Below are 16714 nucleotides of genomic sequence, written 5' to 3' on the forward strand. Positions count from 1 at the left end.
TGAGAGTGAGAAGCGAGACGAAATACCGACTCCTTGCCTTTGAAAAGTTCAACGCTGAGAATTGGAAAGAAGACAATCGCCTTTTTAATTATTCAATCGCAACTCTTGCAGTACTGATTTATGGCATCACATACTTATTGTAGAAATTGTATATAAAAAAGGCACTTCCTCAAAAAGGGGAAGTGCCTTTCCATTTAAGACGCAACTTTATCTGAATTATTATCGGATAGTTTGTTCATCAATGTTGTACTTGCTTCATTCAAGCCAACGAACTTAACAGAAATGCCGTTTTGAACAAATTTTGCATGAATCTTATCGATCGCACCAACTGCTGAATCATCCCAGAGGTGAGCATCTGATAGTGAGATCTCAACACGGTCGATGTTTTCTTTATAGTCAAATGCTTTCACGAGATCAGTGACCGAAGCGAAGAAGATTTGACCAGAAACTTCATAGATTCTGCGATTATTCGCATCATCAAGTGTGCTGTTAACATGAATCTTAGAGATTTTTGCAGCAAAGAAAATAGCGCTCAAGAGGATTCCAGCAAGTACGCCGTTTGCAAGGTTGTGCGTGAATAATACGGTTAATACCGTCACGACCATTACCGCTGCATCTGTTTTTGGCAGGCGGTGTAAGTTTGTAAGTGATGACCAGTCAAACGTTCCGACTGATACCATGATCATAACCCCAACAAGAGCCGCTAGTGGAATCTGACTCACGATATCTCCCATCACAAGGATCAAGAACATTAAGAACGAACCGGCAACTAGTGCAGAAAGACGGCCTTTACCACCAGACTTAACGTTGATGACAGATTGTCCAATCATTGCGCAACCAGCCATACCGCCAAAGAAACCTGTTACGATGTTTGCAACACCTTGCCCTTTTGCTTCACGGTTCTTGTTACTATCTGTATCCGTCATATCATCAACGATCGATGCTGTTAGGAACGACTCGAGAAGTCCTACAAGAGCAAGCGCTAATGAGTAAGGGAAGATGATCATTAGTGTTTCAAGGTTAAATGGAACAGAAGGGATAAAGAATGCTGGGAGTGCTTGGGTAAGCTCACCCATGTCTCCAACTGTACGTACTCCGCTTCCTGACATAATTGCGATGATCGTAATCACAATTATGGCAATGAGTGGGGAAGGGACAGCTTTTGTAAACCTTGGTAAAAGGTAAATGATTGCAAGAGCTCCAGCGACCATGAGATACATCGGCCAAGATTCTCCAACGAAATGTGGCAGCTGTGAGCTAAAGATCAGGATAGCCAGGGCATTTACAAAGCCTACCATAACCGAACGAGGAATGAACTTCATAAATTTACCGACTTTCAAGACTCCCATAGCAATCTGCAAGATACCAGTTAAGATCGTTGCTGCAAATAAATACTGCAGTCCGTGATCGGCGACAAGAGTAACCATCAATACAGCCATTGCACCTGTTGCTGCAGAGATCATTCCAGGTCTTCCACCAGTAAACGAAATGACGACGGCGATAGAGAATGAGGCGTACAATCCAACCATTGGATCGACTCCTGCCATTATAGAGAAAGCAATGGCTTCCGGGATAAGAGCAAGCGCTACGACTAGGCCTGCCATCACGTCACCACGGACGTTCCCAAACCATTCACTTTTTAATTGTTGAATTGACAAATAATACACTTCCTTTTTCTGCGTATTCCTTTCCTCCCCGGAAAGGTGAACCGGACAAAACAAGGTGAATTATACGCAGGAAATAGGAATGTGACGAGCCCCTAATAGTGCCGTGTAAGCGAACTCATGCTTAAAATACTTAAATATGCGTCGGTTTTCTCTGTTTTTCATTAGATTTTAACTTTTTGGGGGTGAAAATTGAAATGTGCGGTGTTCAACAGACGTTGCTTCATAAGCTGATGCGATCCCATCTTTTTGAACAAGCTCTTTTGGAACGCGCTTTATTTGAATTGAAAAACGCTCGTCTGTTGGAATCAGTGGATGTGATAATTGAATCGTATGGTCATCCTTCCAATTAGCGAGTATGCGTTCGTCCTTTTCAAGAAAATAAAACGACTGTGAAAAGCCTTCTTTAAACCACGTAAGTTCGTTTTCTTTCGTGACACCTGGTTCTTGAAAGCATACATATAAGGAAAGATCGTCGAAAAATTGAAGGAGCTGAAAGTGAAATGTAAAGAGGTCTTCCTGGACCTCGAAGTCATGTAGCAAATCTTTTTGGCGTTTGCTTTCATGATTGTAAAAGCTGACCCCTCTTCGCGAAGTAGCTTGTTTGAAGAAGGATTGATAATGTTTACTGCAAAGGTATGCAGCGTATGAGCTGTAGTTTAAAACCTCTTCGATTCCCTTTTGGTAGTAATCGAGCTTGATCGGAAGAGGGTAGTCCATGAAAGAGAATGGGAACTTTTCATCGTCATTCCATATTGGAACCGAATCCAGCGTTTTCCATCCACGATCGTGATGGTGAATCGCATAGAGAACATCATATTGATATGAAAGGTCTGGCCAGTACGTTCGGTTTAGCTTCTTGGCAAGCTGTCCTGATAGAAGCGCATGTTCGTGCTGCCTGATCATGACAAAGCAGTCATTATGTTCATAGACGATCATCCACTCATCCTTTCGAAAGGTTTAGAAAGCTCCGCCTAGTTAGGGGAGCTTTTTTTGATTTCCTGAAAGTTAATACGTGCATTCGTATGGTCGATCTTAGCGATTGTGAAAGGTTTCGTAATAGCCTGGGTCACCATGTCATCTTTTTTAGGGTCCGTCGTATAGTATGTAACGAGCAGCTTGTTTCCTTCTTTAGTTATATTATCGATTGTGACCGAGTACCCTCCTGTTGGCATTTCACCTCGCGTAATAATGATATAAAGGTGATCTCCTGAAGGAACGGCGAATGTCGCTCTTTCAATCCATTTTTGTTGCAAAGTGGTCTGTATATCGTTTGGTGCATTATTCATTTGGACGATTTCAAAATCAATCTCCTCAGACACTTCTTCACCCCCATTTGTATCTGTTGGCTCAGCATTGTTCTGACAGCCAGAGATAACGAAAGCGATCACAATTGTAAGTAAAAGAATAATGTGACGCACTGATCTTTCTCCCTCCTTACACATGCCTCTATACATGTGCTAGTATGTTTAAGTTTAGCGAAAATTAGATGAAATGGAAAGGGTTTACCTTGTTATACGGTTACATTACTTATTGAATGGGTAATGAACCTATGGAGATAATAATCAACCATGGAGTTAAAATGACAAGGAAGGGGACTTGATATGCAGAACGCAATTCTTGAATTTCTAAGAAATGTTGAAGAACCAGTTTCTACTCATGAAATCATGGAGTATTTATCAAACAAAGGGTATAGCCCTGATGAAGAGGAACTTGTAAGGGCAATAAAAGAAATTCCGCCAACAAAAATTCAAACAGAATTCGACGCATCCGTGGTGGATCCGGCACCATCAGTGTTATATAAGGCTGGGCCAGAAGCTTAATTTACTTCTTGCGACGAAACACATCGACTAAGTACAATCCAAACAGTAAAAAGAAAAAAAGTCCGATAGCAATCAATACGTCCATTACAATCGATAGCATGTGTGACATCCTTTCAGGTGAAGGTTTCCTTTTAGTGTAACAAACTGTTTAGAAAGTTTGTGTGATTCTTCATCCAACAAGAGAAAGAAAATGCTATACTAATAGCATTGAGTTAAGGGATGGAAGGATGTCAGCATGAAACGAATCAAGTTTAACGGTACAACGTTTATCATTGTTTTCTTTATCGTATTTGTTATCGTCGGAGCCACAAACGTTTTGATGAGTGACGGCAAAATGAACACGAGTGAGTATGTTCTAAGTGAAGATCAAAAGGATGTCGTATCTCGATCTGAAACACAACCAAAAATTCCAGTAGGGGGATTACTAAATAGTAAGCTGATCGATAACCAAGTTTCTTTAGTCGCTAAACTTCGATACAGCGGTGAAAAAGATGGTTCGTTTAAAGTGATCAATGGTGAGATGTTGAATTATCAAATTACAAAGCATAAAACGGATGAAGTTGTGATCCCTTTTGGCTCTGAAGAACCAACGGATACAGTCGACGTAACACCAAAAGAAGTGATTGAAGGACAAGCACAGCTAACGCCAGAACTCGATCCCGGTGTATACCAAATTGAAGTCGCAGTTCCAATCGAATACGAAGGGGAAAAGGAACAGTTCGTATTCCGTATTCCTGTTGAAATTCAACCTTAAAAACAGCAGAACATCTGCTGTTTTTTTTAGTTGAAATCAAAACGTATGCTAAACTAGAAGGAACAACACATAGGGGGATAAGAATGAAGAAACTCAATCTATATAAAATAGTCGGAATATTAATTACATTCGGATTGTTTCTGGTGATCTTCAACTTTCTGCAAAATAGAGAGCCGAATTTTGAAGTGAACTCAAAAGCATTTGATGTCGTTGAGTCTGCAGAAGCACTTGATGATCACATGAATCAAATGATCCCCCAATTCAAATTAGCGAAAGAGCTCGACCTTATCAATACATACAATAAATCTATTCCGATTCTCGACTTGGATCGAGAGTTGATCATACACGAAGCGATGGTGGTAGCATACGGTGGAATCTACCTATCTTATTCCTTTTCGCTTAAAGAAGAAGACATGCCGTTCGACCTCCCGCAGCTTTCCATTGGAAGTATTAGCTATAGAGATGGATCAGGCGCAAAAAAATCAGAGTATGTGGAGCAACATCTCATTCAATCACAGAAACCGATAGTAAATGAATACCGTTTATATCAAGCCGTTATCTTGACCCCTGAAAGTAACCTGAATTTTATTACTGAAGAAGAAATGGACTTACTCAATTTGGAGGAATTAACGTTAAAAGACATCGTAGTAAGCCATGGTGAAAAGAAAAAAACACTGAACGATGTGACGTTAAAGGTGGAAAAGGGTTATAAAGGAACACCTTTTGCAGAAGCCGATTTAGATCAAGCGTTGCAAGTGGGAGATGGGACCATTGAGTTCGAAAAATTTACAGCTTCCTACACAAAAAATAAGCTGTATTTTGAATCAGACTTAAATGATCTCTCCTACATCTTAGTTAATGAGCAGGTTGGAGACCATACCTTTCAAAATCGGTACAAAGTCGAAAATGAAGGTGATCGTTTCTCAATAACGATGCAACCTTTTCAAGAGTTACAAGAGAAGTTGAATCTTGAAATAGCGGGAATTCTTAGGGATAAAACTGGCTCGGTTGAATCAACATTAAGTTCTGAAGAGTTAACGAAGCTAAAAGATGGCGGTGTTGTAGAAGCAGGTAATTATGGTGGAGTCTCTTATGGGATCAGTATGAGAGCGAGAGGATCGTCGCACGCTCTTGCTCTTTCTTTAGAGGCGCAAGATTCCGTTGAACACGATGTCATTCGAATGCTACATATGATTAATGAAAACGAGATCAGTCAGTTTCCATATAAAGAAGATTTCATCACTCTTTCCATTAAAGATCGGAATGGCGATGATATCCTCATCTATGATATTGAAGAGTCAGATACAGGTTTTCTCATAAACCTCGATATGGGCCATGCCACATCGTTATCTCCAGTAACCGTTAAGCTATCTTACCTTCCTGACATTGTGCGTGTAAGGGAAAAGGTAAGCGCCTCATTAAAATTGTTAAAAAAATAAATTTTAAGGTTTTGAAACTAGAAAACCGGGTATAGTTAGTATCAAACCCCCTAAGTAATGATGTTTCACATTGATTTTCCCCCTTTTTGCCGTACTCTTCGAGTGCGGCAATTTTTTTGTTAACCTCCTTATTCTGAAGCGTTTCCATAATGAAGTATTCGTGCTAATCTTTTAGGAAAGAGTAGAGATAGAAGTGAAAGGATGAAGCGAATGGCAAAGAAAGATAAAGTTACCGAATTGACAGAAGACTTAGCATCGTTTCTTAATGGCGAAAAACTCGTCATGCTATCGACGATCGACTATGAAACAAGCACTCCGAATGTTTCAGCTATTTCCTGGGTGAAAGCGTTGGATAAGAACAATATTCGTTTTTCCGTGACGAGTAACTCTAGAACGGTGGAAAATGTAAAAGGTAACAAGGGTGTCGTACTATCCATCATCGGCTTAGAAACGGTATATTCTATTCAAGGGAACGCATCCATTTTAGAAAAGGCGATGAGCGGCGTTTCATTAAAACTTGCTAAGATCAACGTTGAAGTTGAGCAGGTGATCGAGTCTATGTTCTGGGGAGCCAAAATTACTGCAGACCCACAATTTGAAAAAACATACAACAAAGATAAAGCAGAAGCGCTGGATCTTGAGGTCTATACAGCTCTGATGAAATAGCTTCCAACTTTCTATCGATCTTTATTTATGCTTTAATATAGAGTAAGAAATGCAATTCGTGCTGTCACATTAAATGACACTCGCATCATGAAACGAGGTTGATTCCCATATGGAGTGGGGAATGATTATTGATTCTTTAAACGAAGAGACGATAAAAGAATGGCTTAACCAGTATGCTGCACTTGGTCCATTGCCAGGCATCCTGCTACCGATGCTAGAAGCAGTGCTCCCGATATTGCCATTGTTTCTTTTTGTGGCCGGTAATGCTGCAGCCTACGGTTTTTGGTATGGGTCACTTCTTTCATGGTTAGGTGCATCCCTAGGTGCATTGCTCGTTTTTATTGTCGTAAGAAAACTTGCAAGACAGCGGTTCATGGGTTTGATCACAAGGCATAAGAAGATCGATAAGACGCTAAGGTGGATCGAGCGACATGGGTTTGGCATGGTGTTCCTCTTACTGTGCTTTCCATTCACACCATCAGCCCTCATCAACGTTGTCGCTGGACTTTCAAATATGAGTATCAGAAGTTTTGTACTAGCTGTTCTTCTTGGAAAAATGGTCATGATCGCCATCGTTTCATTCATCGGACATGACGTGTTTTCGTTAATCCATCAACCACTGCAATTGGTGCTGATCGTCCTCGCCATCGGTTTATTATGGGGTGCAGGGAAGATCATCGAGCTCAAGCTGAATCAGCGACCAAGAAAAACAAGAATGGAAGATCAATCAAGATAAGCCATGCCGGTAGCGGCATGGCTTTTGTTTTGATGTTAGAGCGGTAATTTAGCCAATAAAATTCGATTTTGGCTAATAAAACTTAGATTTGGACAATAAAACATGATTTTAGCTAATAAATAGAGATTTTGGACAATAACAGGTTTGTTTTAGGGTGTACTGCTTATTTCGCAGGAAGCTTTGGTAGAGATATCAGCGATAATTGGACGGATATCAGCGAAATTTTTGATATATCAGCGATATTGATGGTTTTATCAGCGCTTTTTAAAATATATCAGCGAAAATGAGGATTTTATCGGCGAACTGAGGTTTACAGGCTGCGACTCGCAGAAACTACGCTATTTCACTCTTTCAACTGAACACAAAGAACGTGTTCAATTTCAAGAGTTCCAATAGCTCCGTTTCTAACCGCTCGTCTCCGCTTTTCATGTCCAGCTGCGGTGGCCAGGCTCTCGAGACGCTTCAGCATTGTGGTTGAACACAAAAAGCGTGTTCATCCACAACGCTTCCAGCGCTTGTCGAGCCTAAACGGGCCACCTCCGCTTTTCGGTATGTCCAGCTGCGGTGGCCAAATACTCCGGTAGTTTCAGAGGAGCGATTGAGACAAAAAGCGTCTCATTCGCTCCTCTTCCAACTCCCTGCGTATTTAAACGGGCCACCTCCGCTTTTCGCTATGTCCAGCTGCGACTCGCAGAAACTACGCTATTTCACTCTTTCAACTGAACACAAAGAACGTGTTCAATTTCAAGAGTTCCAATAGCTCCGTTTCTAACCGCTCGTCTCCGCTTTTCGCACTAGAAGTACTTCTTCTTATCCCTCTCTTCCTTCAGAATCTCCACAGCTTCTCTAAACCTTTGGGAGTGGACGATTTCTCGTTCTCTTAGGAAGGCGAGGGAGTCGTTTAGGTCTGGGTCGTCGGAGAGGTCGATGATCCATTGGTAGGTGGCTCGGGCTTTTTCTTCGGCGGCGATGTCTTCGTAAAGGTCAGCGATCGGGTCGCCTTTTGCTGCGATGTAGCTTGCTGTCCATGGGACGCCGGCTGCGTTTTGATAAAAGAGTGCTCTGTCGTGGTTTGCGTAGTGCGCGCCGAGTCCAGCTTCTTTCATTTGGTCAGGTGTTGCATCTTTCGTTAGTTTATAAACCATCGTTGCAATCATTTCGAGATGAGCGAATTCTTCTGTACCGATATCGGTTAGAAGTCCTACGACTTTATCTGGGATCGTGTAACGTTGATTTAAGTATCGGAGGGCAGCGGCGAGTTCGCCATCTGCGCCTCCGTATTGCTCGATTAGAAACTTCGCAAGCATCGGATTACATGTGCTTACTTTCACTGGATATTGAAGCTTTTTTTCATAGACCCACAAAAGCACTCATCCTTTCCAAATTAAACTTGCCACGGCCATGGGGTATCATTCCAGTTCCACGGGTAGCTGCTGTAGCTTAATCCGTACTGTAGAAGAGGTCCGTAATCTTTTTCATACCTCTTCCTTAATTGCTTCCTCAATTTTGCAAACTCATTGAACTGCTTGATCGCATCGATGTCATTCGGGTGGGTGTCGAGGTAGAGCGTTAGTTCTAACAGCACAAAGTCAGTAGCCTGAAGCTCTTCGAGTAACTCGTAATACTCGTTCGGTAGCTGTTTGTGCTTCATCGTTAGCCCTCCTTATTCTTTTCGTAAGGGTCATAGAACACTTTCCAGAGCGTTCCTGCTGCGAGCGCTTCTCGTGGCGAAAACTGCTCGAGTCCTGGAGGTTGGAAACCTAAGTAAAGGTTTGGAGGCGTAGAGTAAGATTTCACTCGAATCGGCTTACACGGGTCAAAGGGGCTAATATAAGGTTCGTAATATTTCCTATTGGTGTACATCGTTCCCCTCCTAAAAATTCGATTGGCTACCTTATTAGATGTATGTTTTTTCCTTATAAAAGATGTTCGCTCCATGAAAAAAGCACCTCCACTCATTGGAGGTGCTTGGCTGGCTTACATTTTGTTTACGGTGTTATTCCATTTAGCTAACGCGTTTTTTAATTCGTGAAGATCTAACTCAAACGGATAGTTGTTGTGGACGCTCGTTTTCTGTGATTCATCGAGCTTTTCGTAACTATGCACAAATTCTGTCATATCTCTCGTAATCCGGTTGAGCTCCCATTTAAATGTATCCATCTCTTTATTTTCCATGTCCAAAACTCCTTTTCAAAAGTTGTGCTTAGTACTCTATACCCTTACAGTTTTCCCTGAAACCTACTGAGACGATCACTCAATAATTGGAAAACAGAATGCGAACGTATCTTCTTATGAAGTCTATTAAATTGCGAAAAAACGTGAGATAATGGGATAGTTAGTACACGTGTACGGGAGGAGAAACGAATGGGAGTTCAATTTATTATAGGTCGATCGGGGAGCGGAAAAACCGATCACTGTCTTACTGACATTCAGCGTGAGTTGACCGAACGTCCTCTTGGGGAGACGATGATCTACTTAGTTCCAGAACAGATGACGTTTCAGTCAGAGTATGAGCTCGTACATAACCGTAATTTAAAAGGCATGATTCGTGCTCAAGTGTTCAGTTTTACACGTCTTGCATGGAAAGTCCTTCAAGAGACAGGTGGTATGGCGAGGCCGCATTTAACGTCTGTCGGTACGAGTATGATGCTTAGACATATTATTGAAGAAAATAAAGCACAACTGAGAATTTATCAACGCTCGTCAGACAAAACAGGCTATATCGATCAGTTGAATGATATGGTCACTGAATTTAAGCGCTACTGCCTCGAGCCAGATCATATAAAAAGTTACGCTGATGATTACTATACAACCGACGATCGAAGTCTTCTACGAGACAAGCTCTATGACCTTCACCTTGTATACGAAGCATTTCAACGAGCGATGATCGGTCATTATTTAGATTCGGAAGATTACCTTCAGCTGCTAGCTGAGAAAATCTCTGAATCACAGTATCTAGAGAATGCCGCGATTTGGGTGGATGGGTTCCATAGCTTTACACCTCAGGAGCTTCTCGTTTTACAAGCTTTGATGAAAAAAGGTGCGGATATCACGTTTACCATCACGATGGATACCGAAATGAATCCAGCTTCTGTCCATGAACTAGATCTTTTTCACGAGCCAGCGACAACGTACCAGACCCTTTTTCAAATGGCGAATGAAGAAGGGATCGACGTAAAGGCACCAGAGCTACTAACCAACCAAAAGAGGTACCAAAACAACGAGCTTCGTCATTTAGAAGCAAATTACGGAGAACGCCCTCCTGTCTTTTATACAGGAGAGCTTCAGCATATAAAAGTCAATCATGCGGTGAATATTCGATCTGAAGTTGAAGCTGCAGCAAGAGAGACGCTCAGGCTTGTACGAGACGAAGGCTATCGATACAGAGATATCTCTGTGATGGTCAGGGATATGTCAACGTATTACGAGCTTGTTGAAACGATTTTTACAGATCATGGAATCCCTATCTTCTCTGACCAAAAACGGACGATGCTCCATCATCCTTTGATCGAGCTTATACGATCGAGTCTCGATATCATTCAGTATCACTGGAGATATGAAGCTGTTTTCCGCTGTGTGAAAACAGAGCTTCTGTTCCCTGACGACACGGAGAATAGCAAAGCAGATCTTAGAAATCGGATGGATGAGCTCGAAAATTATGTGATTGCAAAAGGGATCAAAGGATACCGGTGGAGATCAGGAGAGCGGTGGAAGGCGAATATCTATCGTCAACTAGAGGATAAAGAAACCGTAACGTCTGATGAAATCGAGCGAATGGAAGAACGATTGAACGAAACGAAAGAATGGGTTTCGAACCCTTTAGAAAAATTCGAGCGTATGATGAAACAAGCAAAGACAGTACGCGAGAAGTGTGAAGTTCTATACTATTTCCTTGAAAACTGTAATGCTGCTGAAAAAGTAGATCGGCTAAAAGAACACGCTGAGAAAGCGGGACAATTAACGAAGGCGAGAGAGCATGATCAAGTTTGGGATGCAGTCATCGCTCTTCTCGATGAAACGGTCGAATTGATTGGAGACCAGGAGTTATCGATCGAACAGTTTACGAAACTATTAGAAGCTGGTATCGAAAGTATGAAGTTTGCACTTGTTCCCGCTTCTCTCGACCAAGTGGTGATCGGAAGCATCGACCGGACCCGTTTTACAAATGTAAAGTGTGGATTTCTGCTCGGCGTGAACGACGGGGTGTTACCAGCAAAACTTCAGGATGATGGACTTTTAAGTGAACAAGATCGAGAAAAGCTTGAAGAACAAGGGATTCAGCTTGCTCCAGGCTTGAAGCGGCGATTACTAGATGAAGAATTCCTAATCTATCACGCCCTTTCAACACCATCAGAGAATTTATGGGTGAGCTGTCCACTTGCGGACGGCGAAGGGAAAGGCCTACAGCCTTCGATCGTTATGAATCGAATGCAGGAAATGTTCAGAGATCTATCGATTGGACTGAAGTTTGCTGAACCTGGCGAGGAAGCAGATGACGAACTCTCATTCATAACGAATCCGCTAAAAACGATCGGAAGGCTTACTGGCCAACTGAGACAGTGGCACAGGGGCTATCCGATCGATGCGATCTGGTGGGATGCGTATAACTGGTTCGTTGAAAACAGCGATCGCGAGAGTAGTAAACTGAGATTAGTAGAAAGCTTGTTTTATCGAAACAAAGCGACTAACCTTTCTCGTGAAACGAGCCGTGAGCTATACGGTTCGAAAATCCAGGCGAGTGTCTCAAGAATGGAGCGGTATCAGTCTTGTGCGTTCTCTCAATTCGCTTCACATGGCCTTAAGTTAAAAGAGCGCTCCACCTTTAAACTAGAAGCGCCGGATATCGGTCAGCTTTTTCATGCATCACTAAACATGCTTGCTGAAACAATCAAGCAACGAGACTGGGATTGGAGTAAGCTTTCGACGAATCAATACTATGAGCTTTCAGGAGAAATCGTTGAACAGCTCGCGCCAAGGCTTCAAAATGAAATTCTGCTTAGCTCGAATCGCTATCACTATATTATGAGGAAGTTAAAGCAAGTCGTTGGGAGAGCTTCGTCTGTACTCGGACAGCAAGCAAAGCGAAGCGGATTTCAGCCTGCTGGGCTTGAACTTGCTTTTGGTCCTGGAGAAGCGATACCACCGATTCAATTTAAACTTAAGAACGGCGTTACGCTGCAGCTCATCGGACGGATCGATCGAGTCGATCAGGCGTTTAAAGAAGATCAGCTCCTCTTGAGGGTCATCGATTACAAATCGAGCGGAACTTCGCTCGATCTATCAGAAGTGTACTTTGGCCTTGCACTACAGATGCTCACATATTTAGATGTCGTGATTTCTTATTCTCATCTATGGCTAGGAAGAGAAGCGGCAGCAGCTGGTATGCTTTATTTCCACGTTCATAATCCGATGCTTCAAACGTCTTCACCAGCTCAATCAGCCATACAAAGGGAGCTTTTCAAGAAGTTTAAGATGAAAGGCTTGTTACTTGCTGATAAGGATGTCGTTAGCTTGATGGACGATACGATCGAAAGAGATAAGTCAGATATCGTACCGGCAGCGCTGAAAAAAGATGGGAACTTTACAAAGAACTCATCTGTCCTTTCATCTGAAGATTTTGATGCGCTTAGGGCATATACGAGAAAGACGATCCAAAGAATTGGAACAGATATTTCGGACGGTAAAATCGATATCGATCCATACAAAATGAAAGATAAGATTCCGTGTACGTTCTGTTCATACCGATCGTTCTGTCAGTTTGACCAGGCGATGGAAGACAATTCGTACAAAGTGATCCCAGTAAAAGACGATGAAACGATTTTAAGAAATATGAGAGAGAAAGGAGAGGGCACGGATGACGGAGTACATTAAAAAACCAGAAGGTTCCCACTGGACGGATGCACAGTGGGATGCCATCGCGGCTAGAAATCAGGATGTGCTGGTTGCAGCAGCTGCAGGCTCTGGAAAAACAGCGGTATTAGTTGAACGCATCATTCGAAGACTCGCGGATGAGAAAGACCCAGCAGAGGTAGATCGGATTCTTGTCGTTACATTCACGAATGCTGCTGCAGCTGAAATGAGACACCGCATCGGTGAAGCACTCGAAGGGAGATTAAAAGAAGATCCCTCTTCGCTCTATTTACGAAGACAGCTATCCATGCTTAACAGAGCTTCCATCTCAACGCTCCATTCTTTCTGCATGGAAGTACTTCGTCGCTATTATTATGAAATCGATCTTGATCCTGCTTTTCGGGTAGCTGATCAAACGGAAGCGGCTCTTCTTCGAGAGGAAGCGATGGAGGAGTTATTCGAAGAACAGTATAGCGGTGAGAACGAAGCGTTCTTTGACCTAGTCGACAGGTACAGCAGCGATCGAAGCGATGTTGACCTTCAACAGCTCGTCGAAAAGCTGTATCACTTCTCCTCGAGTCATCCATGGCCAGATCAATGGTTGTATGAAAGTGTCGCTCAGTATGAAAATGCCGGGAAAGTGGCATTTGATGAACTCGTTTGGGTGAAGGAATTAAAGAAAGATGTCATTCTTCAGCTTGAAGGTATGAAGGAGCTCCAAGAAAAATCGATCGAGCTCGCATCTTCATCAGATGGTCCTGAACCGTACCTCGAAACGTTACAGTCTGAGCATAAGATGGTACTAGATGCCTTATCCTCAGCTCAAGCAACCTGGTCGTCATTAGCATCTAGCTTTGAAGCTTTTCATTTCGGTCGGTTGAAACCATGTAAAGGCGATCAGTATGATACTGCCAAAATCGATGCAGTCAAAGGGATGAGAGACAAAGTTAAGAAGACGATTCAGAGTTTGCAGGAAGAGTTGTTCCAGAGAACTCCTGAAGAGTACGTGGAAGATCTTGAACAGTTAGCGCCTGTTCTAGGTACGTTATCTGAGCTCGTTAAGCAGTTCAGAGAACGGTATACGCTTCTGAAAAAAGAAAAAGGGCTCGTCGACTATAGTGACCTCGAACATTATTGTCTTGCCGTACTACTCAACAAGGATTCTACCCCGGAAAATCCAATCCCTTCGAATGCAGCTCGTGAATATCAAACGCAGTTTGCTGAAGTGTTGATCGATGAATATCAGGATACGAATTCAGTTCAAGAAACGATTTTGAATGCGATCAGTCGAAGTGGTGAAGAAGCGGGAAACCGGTTCATGGTAGGCGATGTGAAGCAAAGTATCTATCGCTTTCGTTTAGCAGAGCCAGGTTTATTTCTCTCTAAATATAAGACGTTCGGGCGTTCATCAGACGCCCCTTCAAAGCGAATCGATCTTGCCCGTAACTTTAGAAGCCGTGAAGAAGTTCTTAACGGGACGAACTACATCTTTAAGCAAATCATGGATGAGCGTGTTGGTGAAATCGAGTACGATGAAGCTGCTGAGTTGATTCCTGGTGCCAGCTACCCTTCTTCAGAAGCGGTCGTTCCAGAAGTTCATCTGATCGACCAGAGTTCAGAAGGAGAAGATCAGGAAGAGGATGTCGAAAAGGTGCAGCTCGAAGCACGATTAATGGCATCTCGCATCAAGACGATGATGGGGAAAGGTGAAAGAGAGCGTGCGAAAGTATACGACCGAAAAGAAGAGCGCATGAGACCGGTTGAGTACAGAGATATGGTCATCCTGCTTCGCGCGACGGCGAGCTGGGCTCCGGTCATCCTTGAAGAGTTAAAACAGGCAGGGATTCCTGCATACTCCGATTTAGCAACAGGTTATTTTGAAGCGACAGAAGTAGCTGTCATGATGAGCTTACTTAACGTGATCGATAACCCGTATCAAGATATTCCGCTCGCATCCGTGCTTCGTTCTCCTATTTTCGGTCTAACAGAGGAAGAGCTGGCTCAGATTCGAATTCATGAGAAAAATGGGAATTACTTTGAAGCACTACAAACGTATGCAGACGATGAGTCAGATGAGCTTGCAGACAAGCTTTCAGAATTTCTAGAGAAGCTAAATCAATGGAGGGATCAAGCGAGACAGTCTTCTCTTGGAGAATTGATTTGGCAGTTGTACCGTGAAACGAATTATTATGAGTTTGTAGGGGGAATGCCAGCGGGCCTTCAGCGTCAGGCAAACCTGAGAGCACTTTACGATCGTGCGAGACAGTATGAAGCAACGTCGTTTCGAGGCTTATTCCGATTTCTACGCTTTATCGATCGTATGAAAGAGCAAGGTGGCGATCTTGGGACTGCTAGAGCGCTCGGTGAACAGGAAGACGTTGTGAGAGTGATGACCATCCATAAAAGTAAGGGACTTGAGTTTCCGATCGTTTTTGTGGCAGGGATTGCAAAACAGTTCAATTTGAGAGATATGGTCAATCCGATGCTGATGCATAAAGAGCTTGGGGTAGCTTCCAAATTCATCGACCCTATCAATCGCATCACATATCCAACGCTACCGTATTTTACTCTTCAAAAGAGAATGCGACTCGAGATGCTTGCTGAAGAAATGCGTGTGTTGTATGTTGCATTGACGAGAGCAAAGGAGAAGCTCTATTTGATCGGTACCGTAAAAGAGTGGGAAAAAGAGCTCTTATCCTGGACAGGCGCTTCAACAGAAGAATGGTTGCTTTCTGATTTTGAACGTTCCAAAGGAAAATCATATTTGAGCTGGATTGGCCCTTCGCTACTTCGTCATCGAGATTTAGCACAAATTGTTGATGACGTGGCAGATATTAAGAAGCCAACTCCTGTCTTTAATCATACGTCAAGGTGGGACCTAGCGATTCACTCTGCAGCCGATTTTGCAGAAGTGGAATCTGAAGATGTTGCGAGGCAAGAAGAGTATGAGAAATTACTTCAGTCAAAAGAGACGATTCCTGAACGTAGCACACATCGAGATGAAGTCGTAAACCGACTCAGTTGGACGTACCCCCACACGGCAGCGACTGAAACGAAATCCAAGCAGTCTGTCACTGAAGTGAAGAGGCAGAGGGAAGTGTTTTCTGATGAGCGTAGTGACTCAACGATCGTAAGTGGGTTTAAACAGTCGCTAAAAGAGCGCCCTCGCTTCCTACAAAGTAAAAAGCTCACACCGGCTGAACGAGGAACGGCGATGCATGTTGTGATGCAACACTTGAATGTTACGAATGTAACGGATGAAGATGCAGTAAGAGATTTAATCGCTCGACTAGAACAAAAGGAATTATTAACATCTGAACAAACAGATGCGATTGATGCGAACCAGATTTTGCAGTTCACGCAGTCATCTCTAGGTAAGAAGATGAGACACGCAAAAGCGATTCACAAGGAAGTTCCTTTCAGCCTTGGTGTTGATTCCACTTGGATTTATGATGATTTTGAAGGTGAAGAGGAGACGGTTGTCTTACAAGGTGTCATCGACTGTATCATCGAAGAAGAAGATGGCCTAATCCTAGTCGATTATAAGACAGATGTGATTCAAAACCGATTTAGTTCAGAAGAACAAGTCGAAACGACCATGAAAAATCGCTATTCAACACAGTTGAAATTATACGAAAAAGCAATCGATGAAATATGGAATCTCCCTTGTAAAGAAAAAGTACTTTACTTTTTCGATGGTGGACGATCGATTACGATCGATTAACATGCTGGCCGGGCTCATGTCCGGCTAGCTTATTTATTCAAACATACATAATCAACTA

At 42.8% G+C, this 16714-nt stretch carries 15 protein-coding genes; 8 read left to right on the forward strand and 7 right to left on the reverse strand.

Annotated elements, in window-relative coordinates; all coding sequences use genetic code 11:
• The first annotated feature begins 5 nt into the window (after positions 1 to 5).
• Entirely contained in the window at positions 6 to 143 is a 138-nt protein-coding gene (locus tag PFZ69_RS13270) for a hypothetical protein (RefSeq protein WP_270181556.1), read from the forward strand.
• A gap of 51 nt (positions 144 to 194) precedes the next feature.
• On the opposite strand, the gene PFZ69_RS13275 is transcribed toward PFZ69_RS13270, so the two are convergent.
• From PFZ69_RS13275 to PFZ69_RS13285, 3 genes are all read right to left on the reverse strand, one after another.
• Positions 195 to 1604: a SulP family inorganic anion transporter gene (locus PFZ69_RS13275; RefSeq protein WP_270182041.1), complete on the reverse strand. Its 1410-nt coding sequence runs from the start codon at positions 1602 to 1604 to the stop codon at positions 195 to 197.
• Positions 1605 to 1835: 231 nt separating this feature from the next.
• Entirely contained in the window at positions 1836 to 2603 is a 768-nt protein-coding gene (locus PFZ69_RS13280; protein ID WP_270181557.1) for a DUF3891 family protein, read from the reverse strand.
• 35 nt (positions 2604 to 2638) lie between these two features.
• Positions 2639 to 3085 (reverse strand): protease complex subunit PrcB family protein, encoded by a 447-nt coding sequence (locus tag PFZ69_RS13285; RefSeq protein WP_270181558.1) that lies wholly within the window; start codon positions 3083 to 3085, stop codon positions 2639 to 2641.
• 183 nt (positions 3086 to 3268) lie between these two features.
• On the opposite strand from PFZ69_RS13285, the gene PFZ69_RS13290 reads away from it, so the two are divergent.
• The 5 genes from PFZ69_RS13290 (at position 3269) to PFZ69_RS13310 (ending at position 7082) form a co-directional block, all read left to right on the forward strand.
• Positions 3269 to 3487 (forward strand): hypothetical protein, encoded by a 219-nt coding sequence (locus PFZ69_RS13290; RefSeq protein ID WP_270181559.1) that lies wholly within the window; start codon positions 3269 to 3271, stop codon positions 3485 to 3487.
• A 235-nt stretch (positions 3488 to 3722) separates the two neighbouring features.
• Complete coding sequence (locus PFZ69_RS13295; protein ID WP_270181560.1) at positions 3723 to 4241, forward strand: hypothetical protein; 519 nt, start codon at positions 3723 to 3725, stop codon at positions 4239 to 4241.
• A gap of 83 nt (positions 4242 to 4324) precedes the next feature.
• A complete protein-coding gene (locus tag PFZ69_RS13300) occupies positions 4325 to 5680 on the forward strand; it encodes a hypothetical protein (RefSeq protein ID WP_270181561.1) in 1356 nt (451 codons plus the stop codon).
• A gap of 210 nt (positions 5681 to 5890) precedes the next feature.
• Positions 5891 to 6346 carry a pyridoxamine 5'-phosphate oxidase family protein gene (locus PFZ69_RS13305; protein WP_270181562.1) on the forward strand — a complete coding sequence of 152 codons (456 nt, stop codon included), beginning with the start codon at positions 5891 to 5893 and terminating at the stop codon, positions 6344 to 6346.
• A 121-nt stretch (positions 6347 to 6467) separates the two neighbouring features.
• Complete coding sequence (locus PFZ69_RS13310; RefSeq protein ID WP_270181563.1) at positions 6468 to 7082, forward strand: TVP38/TMEM64 family protein; 615 nt, start codon at positions 6468 to 6470, stop codon at positions 7080 to 7082.
• A 794-nt stretch (positions 7083 to 7876) separates the two neighbouring features.
• On the opposite strand, the gene cotJC is transcribed toward PFZ69_RS13310, so the two are convergent.
• The 4 genes from cotJC to PFZ69_RS13330 all read right to left on the reverse strand — a co-directional run bounded on the left by cotJC (position 7877) and on the right by PFZ69_RS13330 (position 9257).
• Positions 7877 to 8446 (reverse strand): spore coat protein CotJC, encoded by a 570-nt coding sequence (gene cotJC / locus PFZ69_RS13315; protein WP_270181564.1) that lies wholly within the window; start codon positions 8444 to 8446, stop codon positions 7877 to 7879.
• A gap of 20 nt (positions 8447 to 8466) precedes the next feature.
• Positions 8467 to 8733: a spore coat protein CotJB gene (locus PFZ69_RS13320; RefSeq protein ID WP_270181565.1), complete on the reverse strand. Its 267-nt coding sequence runs from the start codon at positions 8731 to 8733 to the stop codon at positions 8467 to 8469.
• 2 nt (positions 8734 to 8735) lie between these two features.
• A complete protein-coding gene (locus PFZ69_RS13325; RefSeq protein WP_270181566.1) occupies positions 8736 to 8945 on the reverse strand; it encodes a spore coat associated protein CotJA in 210 nt (69 codons plus the stop codon).
• A 114-nt stretch (positions 8946 to 9059) separates the two neighbouring features.
• Positions 9060 to 9257: a hypothetical protein gene (locus PFZ69_RS13330; protein ID WP_270181567.1), complete on the reverse strand. Its 198-nt coding sequence runs from the start codon at positions 9255 to 9257 to the stop codon at positions 9060 to 9062.
• A gap of 189 nt (positions 9258 to 9446) precedes the next feature.
• Here PFZ69_RS13330 and addB point away from each other — a divergent pair, with 189 nt between their 5' ends.
• Both addB and addA read left to right on the forward strand, forming a co-directional pair.
• Positions 9447 to 12953, forward strand: coding sequence for a helicase-exonuclease AddAB subunit AddB (gene addB, locus PFZ69_RS13335; protein ID WP_270181568.1), 3507 nt, complete (start codon positions 9447 to 9449; stop codon positions 12951 to 12953).
• A complete protein-coding gene (gene addA, locus PFZ69_RS13340; RefSeq protein ID WP_270181569.1) occupies positions 12937 to 16656 on the forward strand; it encodes a helicase-exonuclease AddAB subunit AddA in 3720 nt (1239 codons plus the stop codon). Before addB ends, addA begins: the two co-directional genes overlap by 17 nt.
• The last annotated feature ends 58 nt before the right edge of the window (positions 16657 to 16714 follow it).

This window comes from Alkalihalobacillus sp. CinArs1, assembly GCF_947387515.1.
Taxonomy (GTDB): Bacteria; Bacillota; Bacilli; order Bacillales; family Guptibacillaceae; genus Guptibacillus.

What these genes read in the sequence shown, in the direction of transcription:
- PFZ69_RS13275 (WP_270182041.1), bottom strand. Translation starts at nt 1,604, where the DNA reads ATGGCAGGCCTAGTCGTAGCGCTTGCTCTTATCCCGGAAGCCATTGCT.
- PFZ69_RS13280 (WP_270181557.1), bottom strand. Translation starts at nt 2,603, where the DNA reads ATGATCGTCTATGAACATAATGACTGCTTTGTCATGATCAGGCAGCAC.
- PFZ69_RS13290 (WP_270181559.1), top strand. Translation starts at nt 3,269, where the DNA reads ATGCAGAACGCAATTCTTGAATTTCTAAGAAATGTTGAAGAACCAGTT.
- PFZ69_RS13295 (WP_270181560.1), top strand. Translation starts at nt 3,723, where the DNA reads ATGAAACGAATCAAGTTTAACGGTACAACGTTTATCATTGTTTTCTTT.
- PFZ69_RS13300 (WP_270181561.1), top strand. Translation starts at nt 4,325, where the DNA reads ATGAAGAAACTCAATCTATATAAAATAGTCGGAATATTAATTACATTC.
- PFZ69_RS13305 (WP_270181562.1), top strand. Translation starts at nt 5,891, where the DNA reads ATGGCAAAGAAAGATAAAGTTACCGAATTGACAGAAGACTTAGCATCG.
- PFZ69_RS13310 (WP_270181563.1), top strand. Translation starts at nt 6,468, where the DNA reads ATGATTATTGATTCTTTAAACGAAGAGACGATAAAAGAATGGCTTAAC.
- PFZ69_RS13320 (WP_270181565.1), bottom strand. Translation starts at nt 8,733, where the DNA reads ATGAAGCACAAACAGCTACCGAACGAGTATTACGAGTTACTCGAAGAG.
- PFZ69_RS13325 (WP_270181566.1), bottom strand. Translation starts at nt 8,945, where the DNA reads ATGTACACCAATAGGAAATATTACGAACCTTATATTAGCCCCTTTGAC.
- PFZ69_RS13330 (WP_270181567.1), bottom strand. Translation starts at nt 9,257, where the DNA reads ATGGAAAATAAAGAGATGGATACATTTAAATGGGAGCTCAACCGGATT.
- addB (WP_270181568.1), top strand. Translation starts at nt 9,447, where the DNA reads ATGGGAGTTCAATTTATTATAGGTCGATCGGGGAGCGGAAAAACCGAT.
- addA (WP_270181569.1), top strand. Translation starts at nt 12,937, where the DNA reads ATGACGGAGTACATTAAAAAACCAGAAGGTTCCCACTGGACGGATGCA.